The sequence below is a fragment of the Frankiales bacterium genome, assembly GCA_016125335.1.
Lineage (GTDB): Bacteria > Actinomycetota > Actinomycetes > S36-B12 > CAIYMF01 > Longivirga.
Window position 1 is genome coordinate 56,350 of the sequence record WGLY01000025.1, and the last position, 15,201, is coordinate 71,550.

Consider the following 15,201-nt stretch of genomic DNA (forward strand, 5'->3'; position numbering starts at 1 on the left):
CGAGCGCGACAGGGGTGATAGGTGGCGACCTCCGAGCAGCTGTCCCTTCCCCCACGACGCGACATCGCCCCGGCACTGCTCGCGCTCACCTCCCGGCTGGCCGCCGCCGGCGACCCGTCCGAGGTCCTCGACGTCCTCCTCGAGCACTGCCCGTCGCTGCTCGGGGCCGACCTGGTCAACGTCTCGCTGCTCGACCCCGACGGCGACACCTTGCGGCTGGTGTCCTCGCGCAGCACCTCGCTGGAGGTGGCCGAGGAGTTCGCCGCGTACCCGCTCGACGCGCCCCTGCCCACCCGCGACGCCATGGCGGGCGAGGGCCGCACGGTGGTGCTGCGCTCCCTCGCCGAGCGCGACGCGCGCTACCCGGCGCTGGCCGGGGTGGAGGTGGCGCACGAGGCGTTCCTGGTCACACCCCTGCGCACGGCCCGGGTGCGGGTCGGGGCGCTCGGACTGGGCTGGCTGTCGTCCGCCGACCTCACCGACGAGGTCGTGGCCGTCAGCGAGTCGGTGGCCGAGCTCGTCGCCTCGGCGCTCGAGCGCGCCCTCGCCGCCCGCGACGAGATGCGCGCACGCCGGCGCGCGCAGGGGGCGCTGCTGAAGCTCCAGAGCCTCCAGCAGCTCACCAGCGACCTGGCGCACACGACGGACGTCCGTGAGGCGGGCGACCTCGTGGCCCAGAGCGCCTGCGACGAGCTCGGGGCCGACGCGGCGACGATCCACATGCTCGACGCCTCCGGCACGTGGGCAACGCAGCTGGCCACCTGCGGGCTGGACTCCGAGGAGGTCACGCGCCGCACCACGTGGCCGGTGACCGACTCGGACGTCGCGCTCGAGCTGCTCGAGACGGGCGAGCCGGTCGTGGTGCGCTCGCGACGCGAGCGCGACGAGCGCTTCCCCTCGTTCCAGGCCCGCCGCATCACGCAGCAGGCGTGGGTCACGGTGCTCCTCACCGTGGGCGGCCGGGCGGTGGGGATCGCGGCTTTCGGGTGGGACGAGCCCCACGACGTCGACGACGACGAGCTCGTGCTGCTCCAGGCCCTGGCCGGGCACGCCGCGGCAGCGATCGACCGCGCCCGGCTGATCGAGGACGAGCAGGCCCAGCGGCACCGGGCCGAGCGCGGGCGCGAGCGGCTCGTGCTGCTGTCCGAGGTGGGCCGGGTGCTCGACTCCGCGGCGGACGCCGACCGGGCGGTGGCGATGGTGCGCCGAGCAGTGCTGGCCGGCCGGGCCGACTGGTGCCGCTTCGAGGGGGCTTGCGACGACGCCCCGGTCGAGCCCGGGTCGCCGCTGCACTCCGAGGAGGCGAACGCCGCAGCGCAGACCGCGGCCCACGAGCGGGCCGTCGTCGCGTTCACGGTCCTCGAGGATGGTCGGCCCAGCCGGGAGGGCCTCGCGGTGCCGGTGCGGTGGTCCGGTCCCCGCCCCCTGGTGATGCTCGTCGCCGTCGAGCCCGGGCACGAGCTCGCGGAGTCCGACCGTGGCGCCTACGAGGAGGTCTGCCGCCGCCTGGCCGCCCGGCTGGACAACCTCGCCCTCCTCGAGGAGCAGACCCGGATCGCCGAGCGGCTCCAGGAGTCGCTGCTGCCCGCTCCGTTCCCGGAGGTCCCCTGGCTGACCCTCGGCTCGGCGTACGAGCCCGCGGACACCTCGCTCGACGTGTGCGGCGACTTCCTCGACGTGTTCGAGGCCGACGACGGCGACCTCGTGCTCGTCATCGGCGACGTCGTCGGCCGAGGCGTGGAGGCGGCCGGGCTCACCGGGCTCGCCCGGCACACCCTGCGCGCGCTGGCCGGCGACCTGAGCCCGGACCGCGCCCTGCGCCGGCTGAACGGCACGCTGCTCGGCACGGCGTCGCGGGACGAGGCGCCCTCGCTGCTCACCGCGGCGTGCCTGCGGCTGCGGCGCACGGAGGGGGGCGCACGGCTCACCCTCGCGCTGGGCGGGCACTGCCAGCCGGTGCTCGTCCAGGACGGACGGGTCTCGCTGTTCGGCGAGCCGGGCACGCTGCTGGGCGCGTTCGACACCGTGTCGCACCCGCTGACCACCGTGGACCTGGCGCCGGGGGACGTCGTCGTGCTCTACACCGACGGCGTGATCGAGGCGAAGGGGGCGGAGGTGGCGGACCAGTTCGGCGACGAGCGGCTGATCGAGCTGCTCGTGGAGCAGACCGACCACGACCCCGCCCACCTCGCGCGCGAGGTGATCGGCACGGTGCGCCGCTTCCGCCGCTCGGCGCCGGACGACATGGCCGTCCTCGTCGTGCGGATCGACTGAGCCGCACGGGCTCTCGCGGCAGCGACGTCTCAGCCGCTCAGGACTGCGTGGCCGAGTCGGCCGCGGCCTCGAGGTCGGCCACCACGATGCGGGTCATGCCGAACATCGCCTGCAGCGCGGCACCGGCCCGCGCCGGGTCGCGGTCGGCGAGCAGCTCGCCGAGCCGGTCCGGCACGATCTGCCACGACACGCCCCAGCGGTCCTTGAGCCAGCCGCACGGGCCCTCCTCGCCGCCGTCGGCGACCAGCGCGTCCCAGTACCGGTCGACCTCGGCCTGGTCCGCGCACGCCACCGACAGCGAGAACGCCTCCGTGGGCCCGAACTCGGCCGGACCGCCGATGGCGCGGTACTCGACGCCACCGAGGGTGAAGCCGGCGAGCAGCGTGGCCTCGCCGTCGGGGCCGGGCGAGTACTGCAGCGAGGTGATCTGCGAGCCCGGGACGAGCGAGGTGTACAGGCGCAGCGCCGCCTCGCCGTCGGTGCGGAACCAGAGGCAGGGCGTGACCTTCTGCCGAGCCGCGCCGGGGGCGTCGTCGTCGCTCATGCCGCGAGTCTCCTGTCACCGTCGGCAGGACTGTCAACCGGTCCGGTCCCGGCCTCCGGGCCCGGCGGACGCCGTCAGCCCGCGGCTGCCGGGCCCGCTGCCGCACGGGAGGCGTCGTCCGACGCCCGGGTGAGCGTCGCGGTCACCCGCCCCTCGGGGTCCACGCGGGCGAGGATGGCGTCGGCGATGGCGCGCAGCTCGTCGAGCTGCTCGCCGGTGAGGGCGTCCACGACGTGGCCGCGCACCGCCTCGAGGTGCCCCGGCGCGGCCTCGCGGACCACCTCCCAGCCGGCGTCGGTCAGGCGCGCGTTGGTGGCCCGGCCGTCCTCGGGGCACGGGAACCGCTCCACCAGGCCGCGGCCCTCGAGGCGCGAGACCACGTGCGAGAGGCGGGGCAGCGTCCCGCTGGTGCGCGAGGCGAGTGAGCTCATCCGCAGGGTGCGCTCGGGCGCCTCGGAGAGCATCGCGAGCACCCAGTACTCGAAGTGGGTGAGGTCCGAGTCGCGGCGCAGCTGCTGGTCGAGGACGCCCGGCAGCAGCTCCATCACAGCCGCGAGGCGCACCCAGGCGGCCATCTCGCGCTCGTCCAGCCAGCGGGTCATGGCCGCATCCTACCGCTTACTTGACACGACAACTAATTCCTCGTAGCCTCAGATTTAGTTGATGCGACAATCTTCTACCCGGAGGTCCCCATGAGCACCGTCACCATCCTCGGCAAGGGCAACATCGGCTCCGCCCTCGCCGGCATCGCCGGCAAGGCCGGCCGCGAGGTCCAGGTCCTCGACACCGACAGCGCCGACACCCCCGTCACCGGCGACGTCGTCGTGCTCGCCGTCCCGTTCGCCGCCGTGGACTCGGTGGTCGCGCAGCGCGGCGAGCAGCTCGCCGGCAAGGTCGTGGTGGACGTCACCAACCCGGTCGACTTCGCGACCTTCGACGGCCTCGTGGTGCCGGCCGACTCCTCGGCCGCCGCTCACCTGCAGGCCGCGCTGCCGGAGTCGAAGGTCGTGAAGGCCTTCAACACCACCTTCGCCGCGACCCTGGCCTCGGGCTCGGTCGGCGACTCGACGACCACCATCCTGATCGCCGGCGACGACGCGGAGGCCAAGTCCGCTGTGTCCGCGCTCGTCACCGACGGCGGGCTGAAGGCCCTCGACGCCGGGTCCCTCAAGCGGGCGCGGGAGCTCGAGGCGCTCGGGTTCCTCCAGATCACGCTCGCGGCCTCGGAGCAGGTCGGCTGGGACGGCGGCTTCGCGGTCGTCGCCTGACCCTCTCCCCCGCACGCCCGATCGGCCCGGCACCCCGCGTGCCGGGCCGATCGCCGTGGGGCCGGCGAGGTCGCTCCTCGTCGGGCGTCGTCGAGGCCGGTCGTGCCAGGGTGAGGACCACGACACCGGAGGCACCGATGGCACACCCACGCGTCGCAGCACTCGTCCTCGCCGCCGGCCTGGTCCTGTCCGGGTGCGGCTCCACCGGGTCCACGCAGCCGACCGCCGAGCAGCAGGTCTGCAGCGCGCGGGCCGACGTGCAGAAGGCCTACGACACCCTCGTCACCCAGGTGCAGGCGCTCAACTTCGGCGATGCCAAGACGACGCTGTCGCAGCTCACGTCGGCGGTCGACGGGCTCGTGGACGCGGAGAAGAACCTGGCGACCGAGAAGCGGGCGGCGATCGAGCCTCAGGTGACCGCGCTGAAGGCCACGCTGCAGGGGCTCTCGCAGGCCACCACGGCCGCCGAGCTCGGCGCCGGGCTCACGACCGCCAAGCAGCAGTTCACCGACGTGCTCTCCACCGTCGCGACGACGGCCGACTGCAGCACCTCGACCTGAGGCCTCGGCTCCCGCTCCCCGCCACCATGCGGTCCGGGGTCCTCCCGCCGCGCCCGCCGGCGACCTCCGGCGGGCCGGGAGTGTCAGGCATCAGCCGAAACAGCTGTCAGGCATGAGCCGACGACGTGCCACGCGTCAAACGCTATTGGACGTGTCTGGAGTGTGGGCCACGGCAGCGGCGTACACACAGAGAATCAAGGCGAAATGGATCAAGAAGGTCGCCGCGCAGTAGCGTCAACGCCCACGAGAGGGAGGTCAGACCGGTGGACGAGGCCGACGAGCCGCAGCAGTTCAGTGAGCAGACGAGTGGAGCAATCAACGCCGCTGTGGACGCATTGGTTGATGCGCTTCGATCCCACGCTGCCTTCGTCGGGGCGTTGCGAGGAGGCAGCAGCGAGATGCCATCCCTGTTTGCCGCCAACGAGGCTGTCGAACGTTTGATCACAGAGTGGAGCGAGCGCGTCTTCGATCACACGGGGACGTTCCCTGCGGTGCTGGTTGGTGACCCGGACCTCGATGGCTCAGATGACGACGAGGACGGCTGGGAGGAGTTGACGGAGGGTGACCCGCTGACCGTCGTCTCCCGGTGGGACCTGGCGCTGGTCGACCCAGGGGCCTTGCTCGACGCGGGACGTGCAGCGCATCGTCGCAATCGTGACGAGGAGACGGACGAGGATGCCGCCATGGCTATCGCAACTCCCGCCAACGCCCTGTATGCGATCCTCCACGAGTCCGGGGAACCCTGGTACCGGATCCCGGGTGTGGAAGTGATCAAGGGAGCCCGCTTGTTCATCCGCCCTGATGAGCAACCCGCTCCGCTGTCGGCCGATGACGAGGGCGACGACGTCGGCCAGCCAGCCGGTGAGGTTCTGTTCGGCGAGAGTTGGGCTTGACGCCCAGCCCGGCTCGCGGGGACTTCACGGGCTCGCCGCGGGCCTTTCGGAGTGCTGGCCCGACTCACAGGGACCTGATTCGGGTATCGGCCCTGGAAGGGCCTGTGGGGCGGGTGGGGCTCGAACCCACGACCTGACGGGTCGAAAAGGCGGGTTCTGGCCGGTTCAAGCAAGTACGAGATTTCCAGTATTTGCCACGCTTTTCGTCGCTTGACGTCCAGGAACATCTGGGACTGTTTGACCAGCGTTGGTGTCACGGTTGGTGTCAAATGATCTTGGCGCTAGCGTCGAGATCGGCGGGGTCATGGATCGTCCGCACCCGCATCTCCGGTGTGGCCCTTCCGAGCTGTGCCGGCCGCCCCGCTCATCATCGTCGCCAGACGAGGCCGCTGCGCACTCCGCGAACTGTTCCGGCGCTGACCACGACCCAGAAGGTGAGGAGGCCGGCGTAGAGCAGGACGCCGAACCACTCGATGAGGCTGGTGTCCCAGGCTCGGGCGAGCGTCAAGGTGGCGACGGTGAATGCGCCGAGGGGGAAGGTGAATCCCCACCAGCCCAGGTTGTAGGGCAGTGCGCCGGCTCGCAGGTAGCGCACGAGCAGCGCTACCGCCGCGGCGAGCCACCAGATCCCGAATCCCCACAGCCCGGTTGCTGCGAGCTGGCTGATGAGTGTGACCGTCGCTGCGCTTGATCCGAACAGGGGTGCTCCGGCGTGGGCTAGCGCGAGGAGGGCGAGCACTCCGACTCCGACCGGGCCGAGGCCGATCCACAGCGATGGGGCCATCGGTGCGCCTGGGAGGGGGTGCAGAACGAGGCGGTCGTGGAGCAGGCTCATGACGAGCAGGAACAGCAGGAACCCCATGCCGTAGAGCGCGTACCCGAGCATCAGGAGCTGCCGCGCGGTGCCGGAAGTGACGTGGGGCATCAGTGGGACGAGCGCCATCGGGATGATGATCGTCACGACCGGTGGGATGAACCAGCCGCCGTTGACCATGGCGGCCGGTGCCTCGCCGGTGAACAGGACGTAGGCGAACGTCACGCTGATCGCGAGCGCGAGGACACCGCCGACGACGGCGAGCGTGGCGATGATCGCTGTCACAGCGGAGTCGGAAAGTACGGTCGGTCCGATGACCGAGGTCATGACAGCGAGGACCAGCAGTCCACCGGGAACGGTCCCGTAGAGGGCTCCCATCACCGGGTGTCGCAGGTCCGCGATCGCCGCGTCGGTGTGCCGGATCCAACGGGCGGCATACGCGAGGGACAACACGGCGGCGATCAGGTAGGCGAGGACCGCGATCACGACGCCGGCCGCGTGCGCGGCGCTCTGGAGGGCGGCGACGTTTCCGGGGTTGTCGTAGGTGGCGACTGCGAGGATCGCGGTCCCCATGACCGCGGCGAACCAGCCCGGGTGCAGCCCGCGCAGGCGCTGCAGTCCCTCGGGCGGCGTCGCGGTGGGCGTGGGTGGTGCCGAGTTCGTCATCTGAGCGTTCTGCTCAGTTCTCATCGCGGGTTCCTGTTCGTGTGTGCGGAGGAGTCATTCCCTGATGTCGGTGGCGCATTCGAGCTCGAGAGCCATGTGGGTGAGGGCGAAGTGCTCGGTCAAGGTGGTGCGCACGCTCTCGGCGGTGCGCTGGGCCTCGCGGAGGCTGGGCCCTCCGGCGAGCACGAGGTGCGCGGACAAGGTGGGGATGTCGGAGGCGAGGTTCCACAGGTGGAGGTGGTGCACGTCGGTGACTGCGTCGACGGCGAGGATCGCGTCCCGGACCCGTTCGCTGTCGATGCCACGTGGGGTGCCTTCCATCAGCACGTGAGTGGTGTCGCGGAGCAGACCCCAGCCGGCCCAGAGCACGAGCAGTGCGGTGGCCATGGACACCAGGGAGTCGGCGCGCAGCCAGCCGAAGCTGAGGATGAGCAGACCAGCCAGGACGGCGCCGAGGGATCCGGCGGCGTCGGTGGCCAGGTGGACGAACGAGGCCCGCATGTTCAGGCTCTCGCCCTGGGAGCGGTGGACGAGGAGCGCACTTCCGAGGTTGATGACCAGACCGAAGGAGGCCACGGCGGCCAGCCCGGCACCGTCGACGGGAACCGGGTCGGTGAGTCGGGTGATGCTCTCGAACAGGATCCAGCCGCCGGCGGCGATCAGCAGCAATGCGCTGACCTGCGCGGCGAGCACTTCGGCGCGGGCGAAGCCGAAGCTGTGCCGGGTGCTGACCGGGCGCGCGGCCAGGATCACCGCGCCGAGCGCGATGGCGAGGCCGGCGACGTCGGAGACCAGGTGGGCGGCGTCGGCGAGCAGGGCCAGGGACCCGAAGACGATCCCCCCGGAGACCTCGATGACCAGGAGGACACCGTTGAGCCCGAGTGCCCAGCCCAGGGCTCGGCGCTGGCCGGCCCTTCCGGCGTCGACGCCGTGCTCGAACTCGTGACCGTCCGCGGGGGTTACGGCAGGGCGGGTCTGGGGGCCACGGCGTCTGTGCCGGGCCTGGTCATGGCCGGGCGGCTATGCGGTCGCGGGGGCGAGCAGGGCGCGGAGCTCGGCGATCTTGGGGACGCGTCCGTAGACGACGACCTCCTCGTCGACGACGAGGGCGGGGGTCGACATGATCCCGTAGCCGGCGATCTCGGCGTAGTCCTCGACCTTCTCGATCGTCGCGTCGAGCCCGAGGTCGGCGACGGCCTCGCGGGTGACGCGTTCGAGGTTCTTGCAGTTGGTGCAGCCGGGGCCGAGGACCTTGATGATCATCGTGTTCTCCTTGGTGGTGGGGCGAAGTCAAGCAGCGAGCAGGAAGTTGAACAGGTAGCCGACAAGGACGATCCCGGTGCCGACGACGCCGACGTAGGCGGCGAGGAGCTGGGGCTTGAGGACTCGGCGGAGCAGGATCATCTCGGGCAGGGAGAGCGCGACGACGGCCATCATGAACGCGAGCAGGGTCCCCATCGGCAGGCCCTTCTCGTAGAGGGCCTGGACCAGCGGCATGATGCCCGCGGCGTTGGAGTAGAGCGGGATGCCGATACCGACAGCGACCAGGACGCCGAAGGTGGAACCGGGTCCGGCGTACGTGGTGAAGAACTCGGTGGGCACCCAGCCGTGGATGACCGCGCCCAGGCCGATGCCGACGAGCAGGTAGGGCCAGATCTTGCGCAGAATGGTGCCGACCTCCTCGACGCCCATCGCCACTCGGTCGTCGAAGGTAAGTCCGGCGGCGGGGTCGATGGCCTTGCCGCGCAGCTTGGTCTCGAACACGAACGGCTCGACCCAGCGCTCCACACCAAGGCGTCCCAGGATCCAGCCCGCGACGATCGCGATGACCAGACCGGTGCCGATGTAGATGGCGGTGATCTTCACCCCGAACAGGGTGAGCAGCATGCCGATGGCGATCTCGTTGACCATCGGGGACGCGATGAGGAAGCTCAGGGTCACCCCGATCGGGACGCCGGCGGCGACGAACCCGATGAACGCTGGGACGGCGGAGCAGGAGCAGAACGGGGTGACGACGCCGAGGCCGGCGGCCATCACATTGCCGACGCCCTCGCGCTTCCCGCCGAGCATCGCGCGGGTCCGTTCGACGCTCATGTAGGAGCGCAGGAAGGTGACGATGAAGATGATGAGGACGAGCAGCAGGGTGATCTTGATCGAGTCGTAGACGAAGAAGTGGATCGTCTCGGTCACCCGCGCGGTGGGGTCCATCCCGAACCCGTTGAAGAGGACCCAGTCCCACAGGTGTTCGTTGAGCTGATACACCGCGAACCAGACGACCGCGGCGACGGCCAGGGTCAGTCCACGGCCGCGGCGGGTCTCCGGCATCCGCTCGAGCAGGGTCATGACCGATCGCCACCCAGGCTCGTCGGCAGCGCGGCAGTGATCCGGGCCTGCGCGTCGGGGGCGAGCGCGTAGTCGATCCACCTGCCGCGGCGGGTCGCGGTGACCAGACCGGCCTCGCGCAAGACCTTGAGGTGGTAGCTGAGCAGGTTCGCCGCGATCGGCACGTGCTCCTGGATGTCGCACACGCACGACGGCTTGACCGCGAGACGGTGCAGCACGGTCCACCGGACCGGGTCCGCGACGGCCTGGAGCAGGCTCACGGACGCATCGGCGTCTACAGCCGACCAGGACAGTTCAGTGCTCGTTGCTACAATCACAACTGAAGTATCGTCCTGGGCGTGGCGTTCAATCCCGCCGGGGAGCGGGTTGTGACCTACGGAACACGAGTGGTCGTTCAGCCGAGTGCGGTCACCAGGTCCTCGACGCTGGGGCAGCCGGACAGTCCGGTTGGGCTGCGGTACACCCGACAGCTCAGACCGGGAGCGCCCTCGCCGGTCGGGAACGGGTCGGTGCCGTTGATGAGGAAGCTCGGCGAGCCACGGAAGTTCGCCGCCACCGCGTCCTCATGGGTCTCGACCCGGCGCAGAACGATCGACACGTCGTCGTGCCCGGCCCGTCGCAGCGCCTCCAGGAGTCGCTCCTGGGCGACGGTCCAGTTGGGGCAGCCGTCGAAGTACTGCAGCTCGACATCCACGGGTCCGGCCCTTCCTGTCATCGTCGGCTCAGCGGAAGACGGAGGCGATCTCCGCGAGGCGCTCGGGGACCACGGAGTACCAGGCCCAGGTGCCGCGCTTCTCACGAGTGATCAGGCCGGCCTCGGTGAGGATCTTGAGGTGGTGCGAGACGGTCGGCTGGGACAGGCCGAGCGGCTCAGTCAGGTCGCAGGCGCAGGACTCGCCAGCCTCGCTGGCACGGATCAGGGCGATCAGCTGCAGCCGGGCGGGATCGGAGACGGCCTTGAGTAGCTGGGCGAGCGCCTCGGCGGAGGAGCGGTCCATCGGCTCGGTGAGACCCGACGGGCAGCACTCCGGACCGTCGAGGAGCACACCCTTGCGCGTGCGTGTCGTCGTGGCCACGTCACGTCTCCTTCACCTGTCGTTCACCGACACACCTGGGACATTGACATTCGTCGATACGTTCCGCGAGGATGCTTCGACAGACGTCAATGTAGACGATCGTCGATGTAGATGGAGTGGTGAGCATGTCGCGAGTCCAGCTGGCGCTCAACGTGTCCGACCTCGAGGCCTCGGTCACGTTCTACTCGACGATGTTCGGCGTCGAGCCGCACAAGCGCCGGCCCGGGTACGCGAACTTCGCGATCACCGAGCCGCCGCTCAAGCTCGTCCTCATCGAGGTCCCCGCTGACACCCGCGGGACCGGCGTCGCGGGCGCACTGAACCACCTGGGCGTCGAGGTCGCCTCCGTCGAGGACGTCGAGGAGGGCGCGGCCCGGCTGCGCGACGCCGGCCTGGCGACCTTCGACGAGAAGGACACCACCTGCTGCTACGCACTGCAGGACAAGGTCTGGGTGCATGACCCGGCCGGTGCGCCGTGGGAGATCTACACGGTCAAGGACGACGACCCCGCCAACCCCCAGCCGGCTACCGCCTCGCTCCCGCTGCTCGCGACCGTCGGTGGCGATGGCGCCTGCTGCACCCCCGCATCCGGGTTCGTGACCGCCGACGCGGGTGCCGGCTCCGACGCCGCTGCCTGCTGCTGACCACGACAGAGGACAGGAACCGCCCCGTGACCGAGTCCGACCTGCCCGACCGGGCGACCTCGCCCGTGGCCGGCACCATCGACCAGCTCGCCTACCGGTTCGACGGCATCTTCAGCCGCGAGACCGTCGCCGCGTGCGTCCAGGAGTGCTACGACCTGCTCGCCGAGAACGCCACCATCACCGGGTTCCTCCCCGTCTTGGCGGGCAAGTTCGCGCGGGAGCGGCTGACCGCGGTCGCCCGCCTCGAGGGGCTGACACAGGTGACGGTTCCCGAGGTGCTGTTCCTCTGCGTGCACAACGCCGGCCGCTCCCAGATGGCCGCCGCGCTGATGCACCAGCTCTCCGAGGGCCGGGTCCACGTCCGCTCGGCCGGGTCCGCGCCGAGCGGGCAGATCAACCCGGTCGTCACTGAGGTCATGGCCGAGATCGGGATCGAGCTGACCGAGGCGTTCCCCAAGCCGCTGACCGACGACATCGTCCGCGCCTCCGACGTCATCGTGACCATGGGCTGCGGCGACGCGTGCCCGGTCTACCCCGGCAAGCGCTACCTCGACTGGGAGCTCCCCGACCCGGCCGGGCTCCCGATCGAGGACATCCGACCCATCCGCGACCAGATCGAGACCCGGGTCCGCGGACTGCTCGACGAGCTCATCCCCGCCAACTCCTAGTCCACCCAACCGCCCTTCCGCAGAGAGTGACCACTGTGAGCGAGAAGCCTTCCGTCCTGTTCGTGTGCGTCCACAACGCGGGCCGGTCCCAGATGGCCGCGGCCTACCTGACCCACCTGGCCGGTGACCGCATCGAGGTCCGCTCCGCCGGGTCCGCCCCCGCCAACACCGTGAACCCGGCTGTCGTCGAGGCACTAGCGGAGGAGGGCATCGACATCTCCGCCGAGACCCCCAAGGTCCTCACCACCGAGGCGGTCCAGGCGTCGGACTACGTCATCACGATGGGCTGCGGGGACGCGTGCCCGTTCTTTCCGGGCAAGACCTACCTCGACTGGGTCCTCGAGGACCCCGCCGGGCAGGGCGTGGAGTCGGTGCGCCCGATCCGCAACGAGATCAAGGCCCGCATCGAGGGGCTCATCGCCGAGATCGACGCGAAGGCGGCGACGTCGTGAGCGACGTCCGCAACCTGATCATCATCGGGTCGGGCCCGGCGGGCTACACCGCCGCGATCTACGCCGCCCGCGCCCAGCTCGCCCCACTGGTCTTCGAGGGCGCGGTGACCGCCGGCGGTGCGCTGATGAACACCACCGAGGTCGAAAACTTCCCCGGCTTCACCGACGCGATCATGGGCCCCGCGCTGATGGAGAACATGCGCGCCCAGGCAGTCCGCTTCGGTGCCGAGATCATCACCGACGACGTCACCGCCGTCGACCTCACCGGGCCGATCAAGTCGGTCACCGACGGCGAGGGCACCACCCACCGCGCCCAAGCCGTGATCCTGGCCATGGGGTCGGGTTACCGCGAGCTCGGCGTCGAGGGCGAGAAGCGCCTGTCGGGCCACGGTGTCTCGTGGTGCGCGACGTGCGACGGGTTCTTCTTCCGCAACCAGCACATCGCGGTCGTGGGCGGCGGTGACTCGGCCATCGAGGAGGCCACCTTCCTCACCCGCTTCGCGGAGACCGTGACTCTCGTGCACCGACGCGACAGCCTGCGCGCCAGCAAGATCATGCAGGAGCGGGCGTTCGCCAACGAGAAGATGCGCTTCGCCTGGAACTCCGAGGTCGCCGAGATCGTGGGCGGCGACAAGCTCGAGAGCCTCGTCCTGCGCGACACGTCGACGGGCGAGACCCGCTCGATCGAGGCCACCGGCCTGTTCGTCGCGATCGGCCATGACCCCCGCTCGGAGCTGATTCGCGGCCAGGTGGCGCTCGACGACGAGGGCTACGTTCTCGTCGAGGGCCGCAGCACCAGGACGAACCTCGAGGGCGTCTTCGCCTGCGGCGACCTGGTCGACCTCACCTACCGGCAGGCCATCACCGCGGCCGGTTCCGGGTGCGCAGCCGCGCTCGACGCGGAGAAGTTCCTCGCCAACTTAGAGGCCGCCGAGAGCACCCATGACCCGCTGCAGGTCCTCGTGTAGGTGTCCGGCTCCCACGGCGCTAGCGGGATGTCCGTGCGTCCCTCAGGCCTCACATGCAAGGAGATCTCGTGCTCGAGTCCGCACCGGTAGCCGTCGTGACCAGCGCAGCTGTGTCCCTGCCTCGTCGGTTGTTCGCCGAGGCGCTGGGCACTGCGCTGCTCGTGGCCGCCGTCGTCGGGTCGGGGATCATGGCTCAGCGACTCTCACCCACCGACACCGGGCTCGCACTGCTCGAGAACGCGATCGCCACAGGTGCGGTGCTGCTCGTTCTTATCGCCACGCTCGGCCCGATCAGCGGTGCGCACTTCAACCCGGTCGTCACGGCGGTGGATGCCTGGTTCGGCGGCATCGACCGCCGTGACATCGCCCCCTACGTGGTGGTTCAGGTCCTCGGCGCGTGCGCCGGCGCGATCCTCGCCAACCTCATGTTCGGGCTGTCCGCAGTGTCGATCTCCACCCACGATCGGACCGGCAGCGGGATCCTGCTCTCCGAGGTGGTCGCCACATTCGGTCTACTGTGGGTGATCCTCGGCCTGGTCCGCGCCGGCCGGTCCAGTTGGATCGCCGCGTCGGTCGCCGCCTACATCGTCGGCGCCTACTGGTTCACCGCATCCACATCGTTCGCCAATCCGGCAGTCACCATCGGCCGAACCCTGTCGAACACCTTCGCCGGCATCGCCCCCGCGAGCGTGCCCGGCTTCGTCGTCGCGCAGTGCATCGGCGCCGTACTCGCCGTGCTCGCCACGGTTGTGCTCTGGCCCCGGCACTCGCCCTCCGGAGCGGTCGCCATCGACATCCACGAGGAGACCCGCTGACGGTGACGTGCCCGACTGCGCCCGCCATCGTGTTGGCGAACGGAGGAGACTGCTGACGACCACGCGACAAGCACAAGGGTGCGCCGGTAGCGAGACGCACGGAGGAGGCCCGGTGAGCGACCACGGCGCGCCATCGACTCCGGCGTCCGCCGACGACGCGGTTCTCACCCGGCTCTCGCGACTCGATCGGTTCCTGCCGGTGTGGATCCTGCTGGCGATGGCCGCGGGCCTGCTCATCGGCCGCACCTTCCCCGGCGTCCAGTCCGCACTCGACGCCGTCAAGGTCGGGCAGACATCGCTGCCGATCGCGCTCGGCCTGCTCTTGATGATGTACCCGGTGCTGGCAAAGGTCCGCTACGAGGACATGGGCCACGTCACCGGCGACCGCAAGCTGCTGTGGCTCTCGCTGTTGCTCAACTGGGTCATCGGCCCGGCGCTGATGTTCGCCCTTGCCTGGATCTTCCTGGCCGACCAGCCCGAGTTCCGGACCGGGCTCATCGTGATCGGCCTGGCCCGATGCATCGCGATGGTCCTGATCTGGAACGACCTCGCCTGCGGCGACGGCGAGGCAGCGGCCCTGCTCGTCGCGCTGAACTCGGTGTTCCAGATCCTCGCCTACGCCCTGCTCGGCACGTTCTACCTCAAGATCCTCCCGGGCTGGCTCGGCCTGGACACCCAGATCGTGACGTTCTCCACCTGGGAGATCACCAAGGCCGTCCTGATCTTCCTCGGCATCCCCCTGCTCGCCGGCTACCTCACCCGCCGCATCGGCCTGCGGACGAAGGGCCGTGACTGGTACGAGCAGAAGTTCATCTCGAGGATCAGCCCGTTCGCGCTCTACGGGCTGCTGTTCACCATCGTCGTGATGTTCGCCCTGCAGGGCGACGCCATCACGTCGGACCCACTCGCCGTGGTCAGCATCGCGATCCCGCTGCTCGTCTACTTCGCCATCATGTGGGGCGTCTCCTTCCTCGCCGGCACCCGGTCTCACCTGGGCTACCCCAAGACTGCGACGCTCGCGTTCACTGCTGCCGGCAACAACTTCGAGCTCGCGATCGCCGTCAGCATCGGTGTCTGGGGCGTCACCTCCGGACAGGCACTGGCCGGGGTGATCGGACCGCTGATCGAGGTCCCCGCCCTCGTCGCGCTCGTCTACGTGTCGTTGTGGCTGCGCCGCAAGTACTTCACCAAGCCCGTCATCCCCGCCACCACCTGA

General features: G+C 70.2%; 19 protein-coding genes. 10 read left to right on the forward strand and 9 right to left on the reverse strand.

Annotation, left to right across the window (positions count from 1 at the left end; all coding sequences use genetic code 11):
* Window positions 1-21 precede the first annotated feature (21 nt).
* Window positions 22-2,274, forward strand: coding sequence for a SpoIIE family protein phosphatase (locus GC157_13765; protein ID MBI1378533.1), 2,253 nt, complete (start codon window positions 22-24; stop codon window positions 2,272-2,274).
* Between the two features lie 37 nt (window positions 2,275-2,311).
* On the opposite strand, the gene GC157_13770 is transcribed toward GC157_13765, so the two are convergent.
* Entirely contained in the window at window positions 2,312-2,818 is a 507-nt protein-coding gene (locus GC157_13770) for a VOC family protein (protein MBI1378534.1), read from the reverse strand.
* A 74-nt stretch (window positions 2,819-2,892) separates the two neighbouring features.
* The gene (locus tag GC157_13775; GenBank protein MBI1378535.1) at window positions 2,893-3,393 is read right to left on the reverse strand and encodes a MarR family transcriptional regulator; all 501 of its coding nucleotides are present in this window, start codon (window positions 3,391-3,393) and stop codon (window positions 2,893-2,895) included.
* Window positions 3,394-3,510: 117 nt separating this feature from the next.
* Here GC157_13775 and GC157_13780 point away from each other — a divergent pair, with 117 nt between their 5' ends.
* From GC157_13780 to GC157_13790, 3 genes are all read left to right on the forward strand, one after another.
* Window positions 3,511-4,086, forward strand: a complete 576-nt coding sequence (locus tag GC157_13780; GenBank protein MBI1378536.1) for a diguanylate cyclase — start codon at window positions 3,511-3,513, stop codon at window positions 4,084-4,086.
* A 137-nt stretch (window positions 4,087-4,223) separates the two neighbouring features.
* The gene (locus GC157_13785; protein MBI1378537.1) at window positions 4,224-4,646 is read left to right on the forward strand and encodes a hypothetical protein; all 423 of its coding nucleotides are present in this window, start codon (window positions 4,224-4,226) and stop codon (window positions 4,644-4,646) included.
* A gap of 263 nt (window positions 4,647-4,909) precedes the next feature.
* Window positions 4,910-5,539 (forward strand): hypothetical protein, encoded by a 630-nt coding sequence (locus GC157_13790; GenBank protein MBI1378538.1) that lies wholly within the window; start codon window positions 4,910-4,912, stop codon window positions 5,537-5,539.
* A 367-nt stretch (window positions 5,540-5,906) separates the two neighbouring features.
* Here GC157_13790 and GC157_13795 read toward each other — a convergent pair whose 3' ends face one another.
* From GC157_13795 to GC157_13825, 7 genes are all read right to left on the reverse strand, one after another.
* Entirely contained in the window at window positions 5,907-7,043 is a 1,137-nt protein-coding gene (locus GC157_13795; GenBank protein ID MBI1378539.1) for a hypothetical protein, read from the reverse strand.
* Window positions 7,044-7,073: 30 nt separating this feature from the next.
* On the reverse strand, window positions 7,074-7,913 hold the full coding sequence (locus GC157_13800) for a cation diffusion facilitator family transporter (GenBank protein MBI1378540.1): 840 nt from the start codon (window positions 7,911-7,913) through the stop codon (window positions 7,074-7,076).
* Window positions 7,914-8,039: 126 nt separating this feature from the next.
* Window positions 8,040-8,282 carry a thioredoxin family protein gene (locus GC157_13805; protein ID MBI1378541.1) on the reverse strand — a complete coding sequence of 81 codons (243 nt, stop codon included), beginning with the start codon at window positions 8,280-8,282 and terminating at the stop codon, window positions 8,040-8,042.
* A gap of 27 nt (window positions 8,283-8,309) precedes the next feature.
* Window positions 8,310-9,362 (reverse strand): permease, encoded by a 1,053-nt coding sequence (locus GC157_13810; GenBank protein MBI1378542.1) that lies wholly within the window; start codon window positions 9,360-9,362, stop codon window positions 8,310-8,312.
* Window positions 9,359-9,616, reverse strand: a complete 258-nt coding sequence (locus GC157_13815) for a metalloregulator ArsR/SmtB family transcription factor (protein MBI1378543.1) — start codon at window positions 9,614-9,616, stop codon at window positions 9,359-9,361. The genes GC157_13810 and GC157_13815 overlap by 4 nt, the downstream gene beginning before the upstream one ends.
* A 140-nt stretch (window positions 9,617-9,756) precedes the next feature.
* Window positions 9,757-10,056, reverse strand: a complete 300-nt coding sequence (locus tag GC157_13820; protein ID MBI1378544.1) for a thioredoxin family protein — start codon at window positions 10,054-10,056, stop codon at window positions 9,757-9,759.
* A 28-nt stretch (window positions 10,057-10,084) separates the two neighbouring features.
* Entirely contained in the window at window positions 10,085-10,360 is a 276-nt protein-coding gene (locus tag GC157_13825) for a metalloregulator ArsR/SmtB family transcription factor (GenBank protein MBI1378545.1), read from the reverse strand.
* 203 nt (window positions 10,361-10,563) lie between these two features.
* Here GC157_13825 and GC157_13830 point away from each other — a divergent pair, with 203 nt between their 5' ends.
* From GC157_13830 to arsB, 6 genes are all read left to right on the forward strand, one after another.
* Window positions 10,564-11,082 (forward strand): glyoxalase/bleomycin resistance/dioxygenase family protein, encoded by a 519-nt coding sequence (locus GC157_13830; protein ID MBI1378546.1) that lies wholly within the window; start codon window positions 10,564-10,566, stop codon window positions 11,080-11,082.
* Between the two features lie 26 nt (window positions 11,083-11,108).
* Entirely contained in the window at window positions 11,109-11,750 is a 642-nt protein-coding gene (locus GC157_13835) for an arsenate reductase ArsC (protein MBI1378547.1), read from the forward strand.
* A gap of 35 nt (window positions 11,751-11,785) precedes the next feature.
* A complete protein-coding gene (locus GC157_13840; protein ID MBI1378548.1) occupies window positions 11,786-12,202 on the forward strand; it encodes a phosphotyrosine protein phosphatase in 417 nt (138 codons plus the stop codon).
* Window positions 12,199-13,170, forward strand: coding sequence for a thioredoxin-disulfide reductase (gene trxB / locus GC157_13845; GenBank protein ID MBI1378549.1), 972 nt, complete (start codon window positions 12,199-12,201; stop codon window positions 13,168-13,170). Before GC157_13840 ends, trxB begins: the two co-directional genes overlap by 4 nt.
* Before the next feature lie 53 nt (window positions 13,171-13,223).
* A complete protein-coding gene (locus tag GC157_13850) occupies window positions 13,224-13,985 on the forward strand; it encodes an aquaporin family protein (protein ID MBI1378550.1) in 762 nt (253 codons plus the stop codon).
* A 217-nt stretch (window positions 13,986-14,202) separates the two neighbouring features.
* Window positions 14,203-15,201 (forward strand): ACR3 family arsenite efflux transporter, encoded by a 999-nt coding sequence (gene arsB / locus GC157_13855; protein MBI1378551.1) that lies wholly within the window; start codon window positions 14,203-14,205, stop codon window positions 15,199-15,201.

Excerpts from the sequence above, each read along its gene's own strand:
- GC157_13780 (MBI1378536.1), top strand. The coding sequence starts at position 3,511 with ATGAGCACCGTCACCATCCTCGGCAAGGGCAACATCGGCTCCGCCCTC.
- GC157_13850 (MBI1378550.1), top strand. The coding sequence starts at position 13,224 with ATGCAAGGAGATCTCGTGCTCGAGTCCGCACCGGTAGCCGTCGTGACC.
- GC157_13810 (MBI1378542.1), bottom strand. The coding sequence starts at position 9,362 with ATGACCCTGCTCGAGCGGATGCCGGAGACCCGCCGCGGCCGTGGACTG.
- GC157_13785 (MBI1378537.1), top strand. The coding sequence starts at position 4,224 with ATGGCACACCCACGCGTCGCAGCACTCGTCCTCGCCGCCGGCCTGGTC.
- GC157_13825 (MBI1378545.1), bottom strand. The coding sequence starts at position 10,360 with ATGGACCGCTCCTCCGCCGAGGCGCTCGCCCAGCTACTCAAGGCCGTC.
- GC157_13795 (MBI1378539.1), bottom strand. The coding sequence starts at position 7,043 with ATGAGAACTGAGCAGAACGCTCAGATGACGAACTCGGCACCACCCACG.
- GC157_13830 (MBI1378546.1), top strand. The coding sequence starts at position 10,564 with ATGTCGCGAGTCCAGCTGGCGCTCAACGTGTCCGACCTCGAGGCCTCG.
- arsB (MBI1378551.1), top strand. The coding sequence starts at position 14,203 with ATGGCCGCGGGCCTGCTCATCGGCCGCACCTTCCCCGGCGTCCAGTCC.
- GC157_13770 (MBI1378534.1), bottom strand. The coding sequence starts at position 2,818 with ATGAGCGACGACGACGCCCCCGGCGCGGCTCGGCAGAAGGTCACGCCC.
- GC157_13805 (MBI1378541.1), bottom strand. The coding sequence starts at position 8,282 with ATGATCATCAAGGTCCTCGGCCCCGGCTGCACCAACTGCAAGAACCTC.
- GC157_13775 (MBI1378535.1), bottom strand. The coding sequence starts at position 3,393 with ATGGCCGCCTGGGTGCGCCTCGCGGCTGTGATGGAGCTGCTGCCGGGC.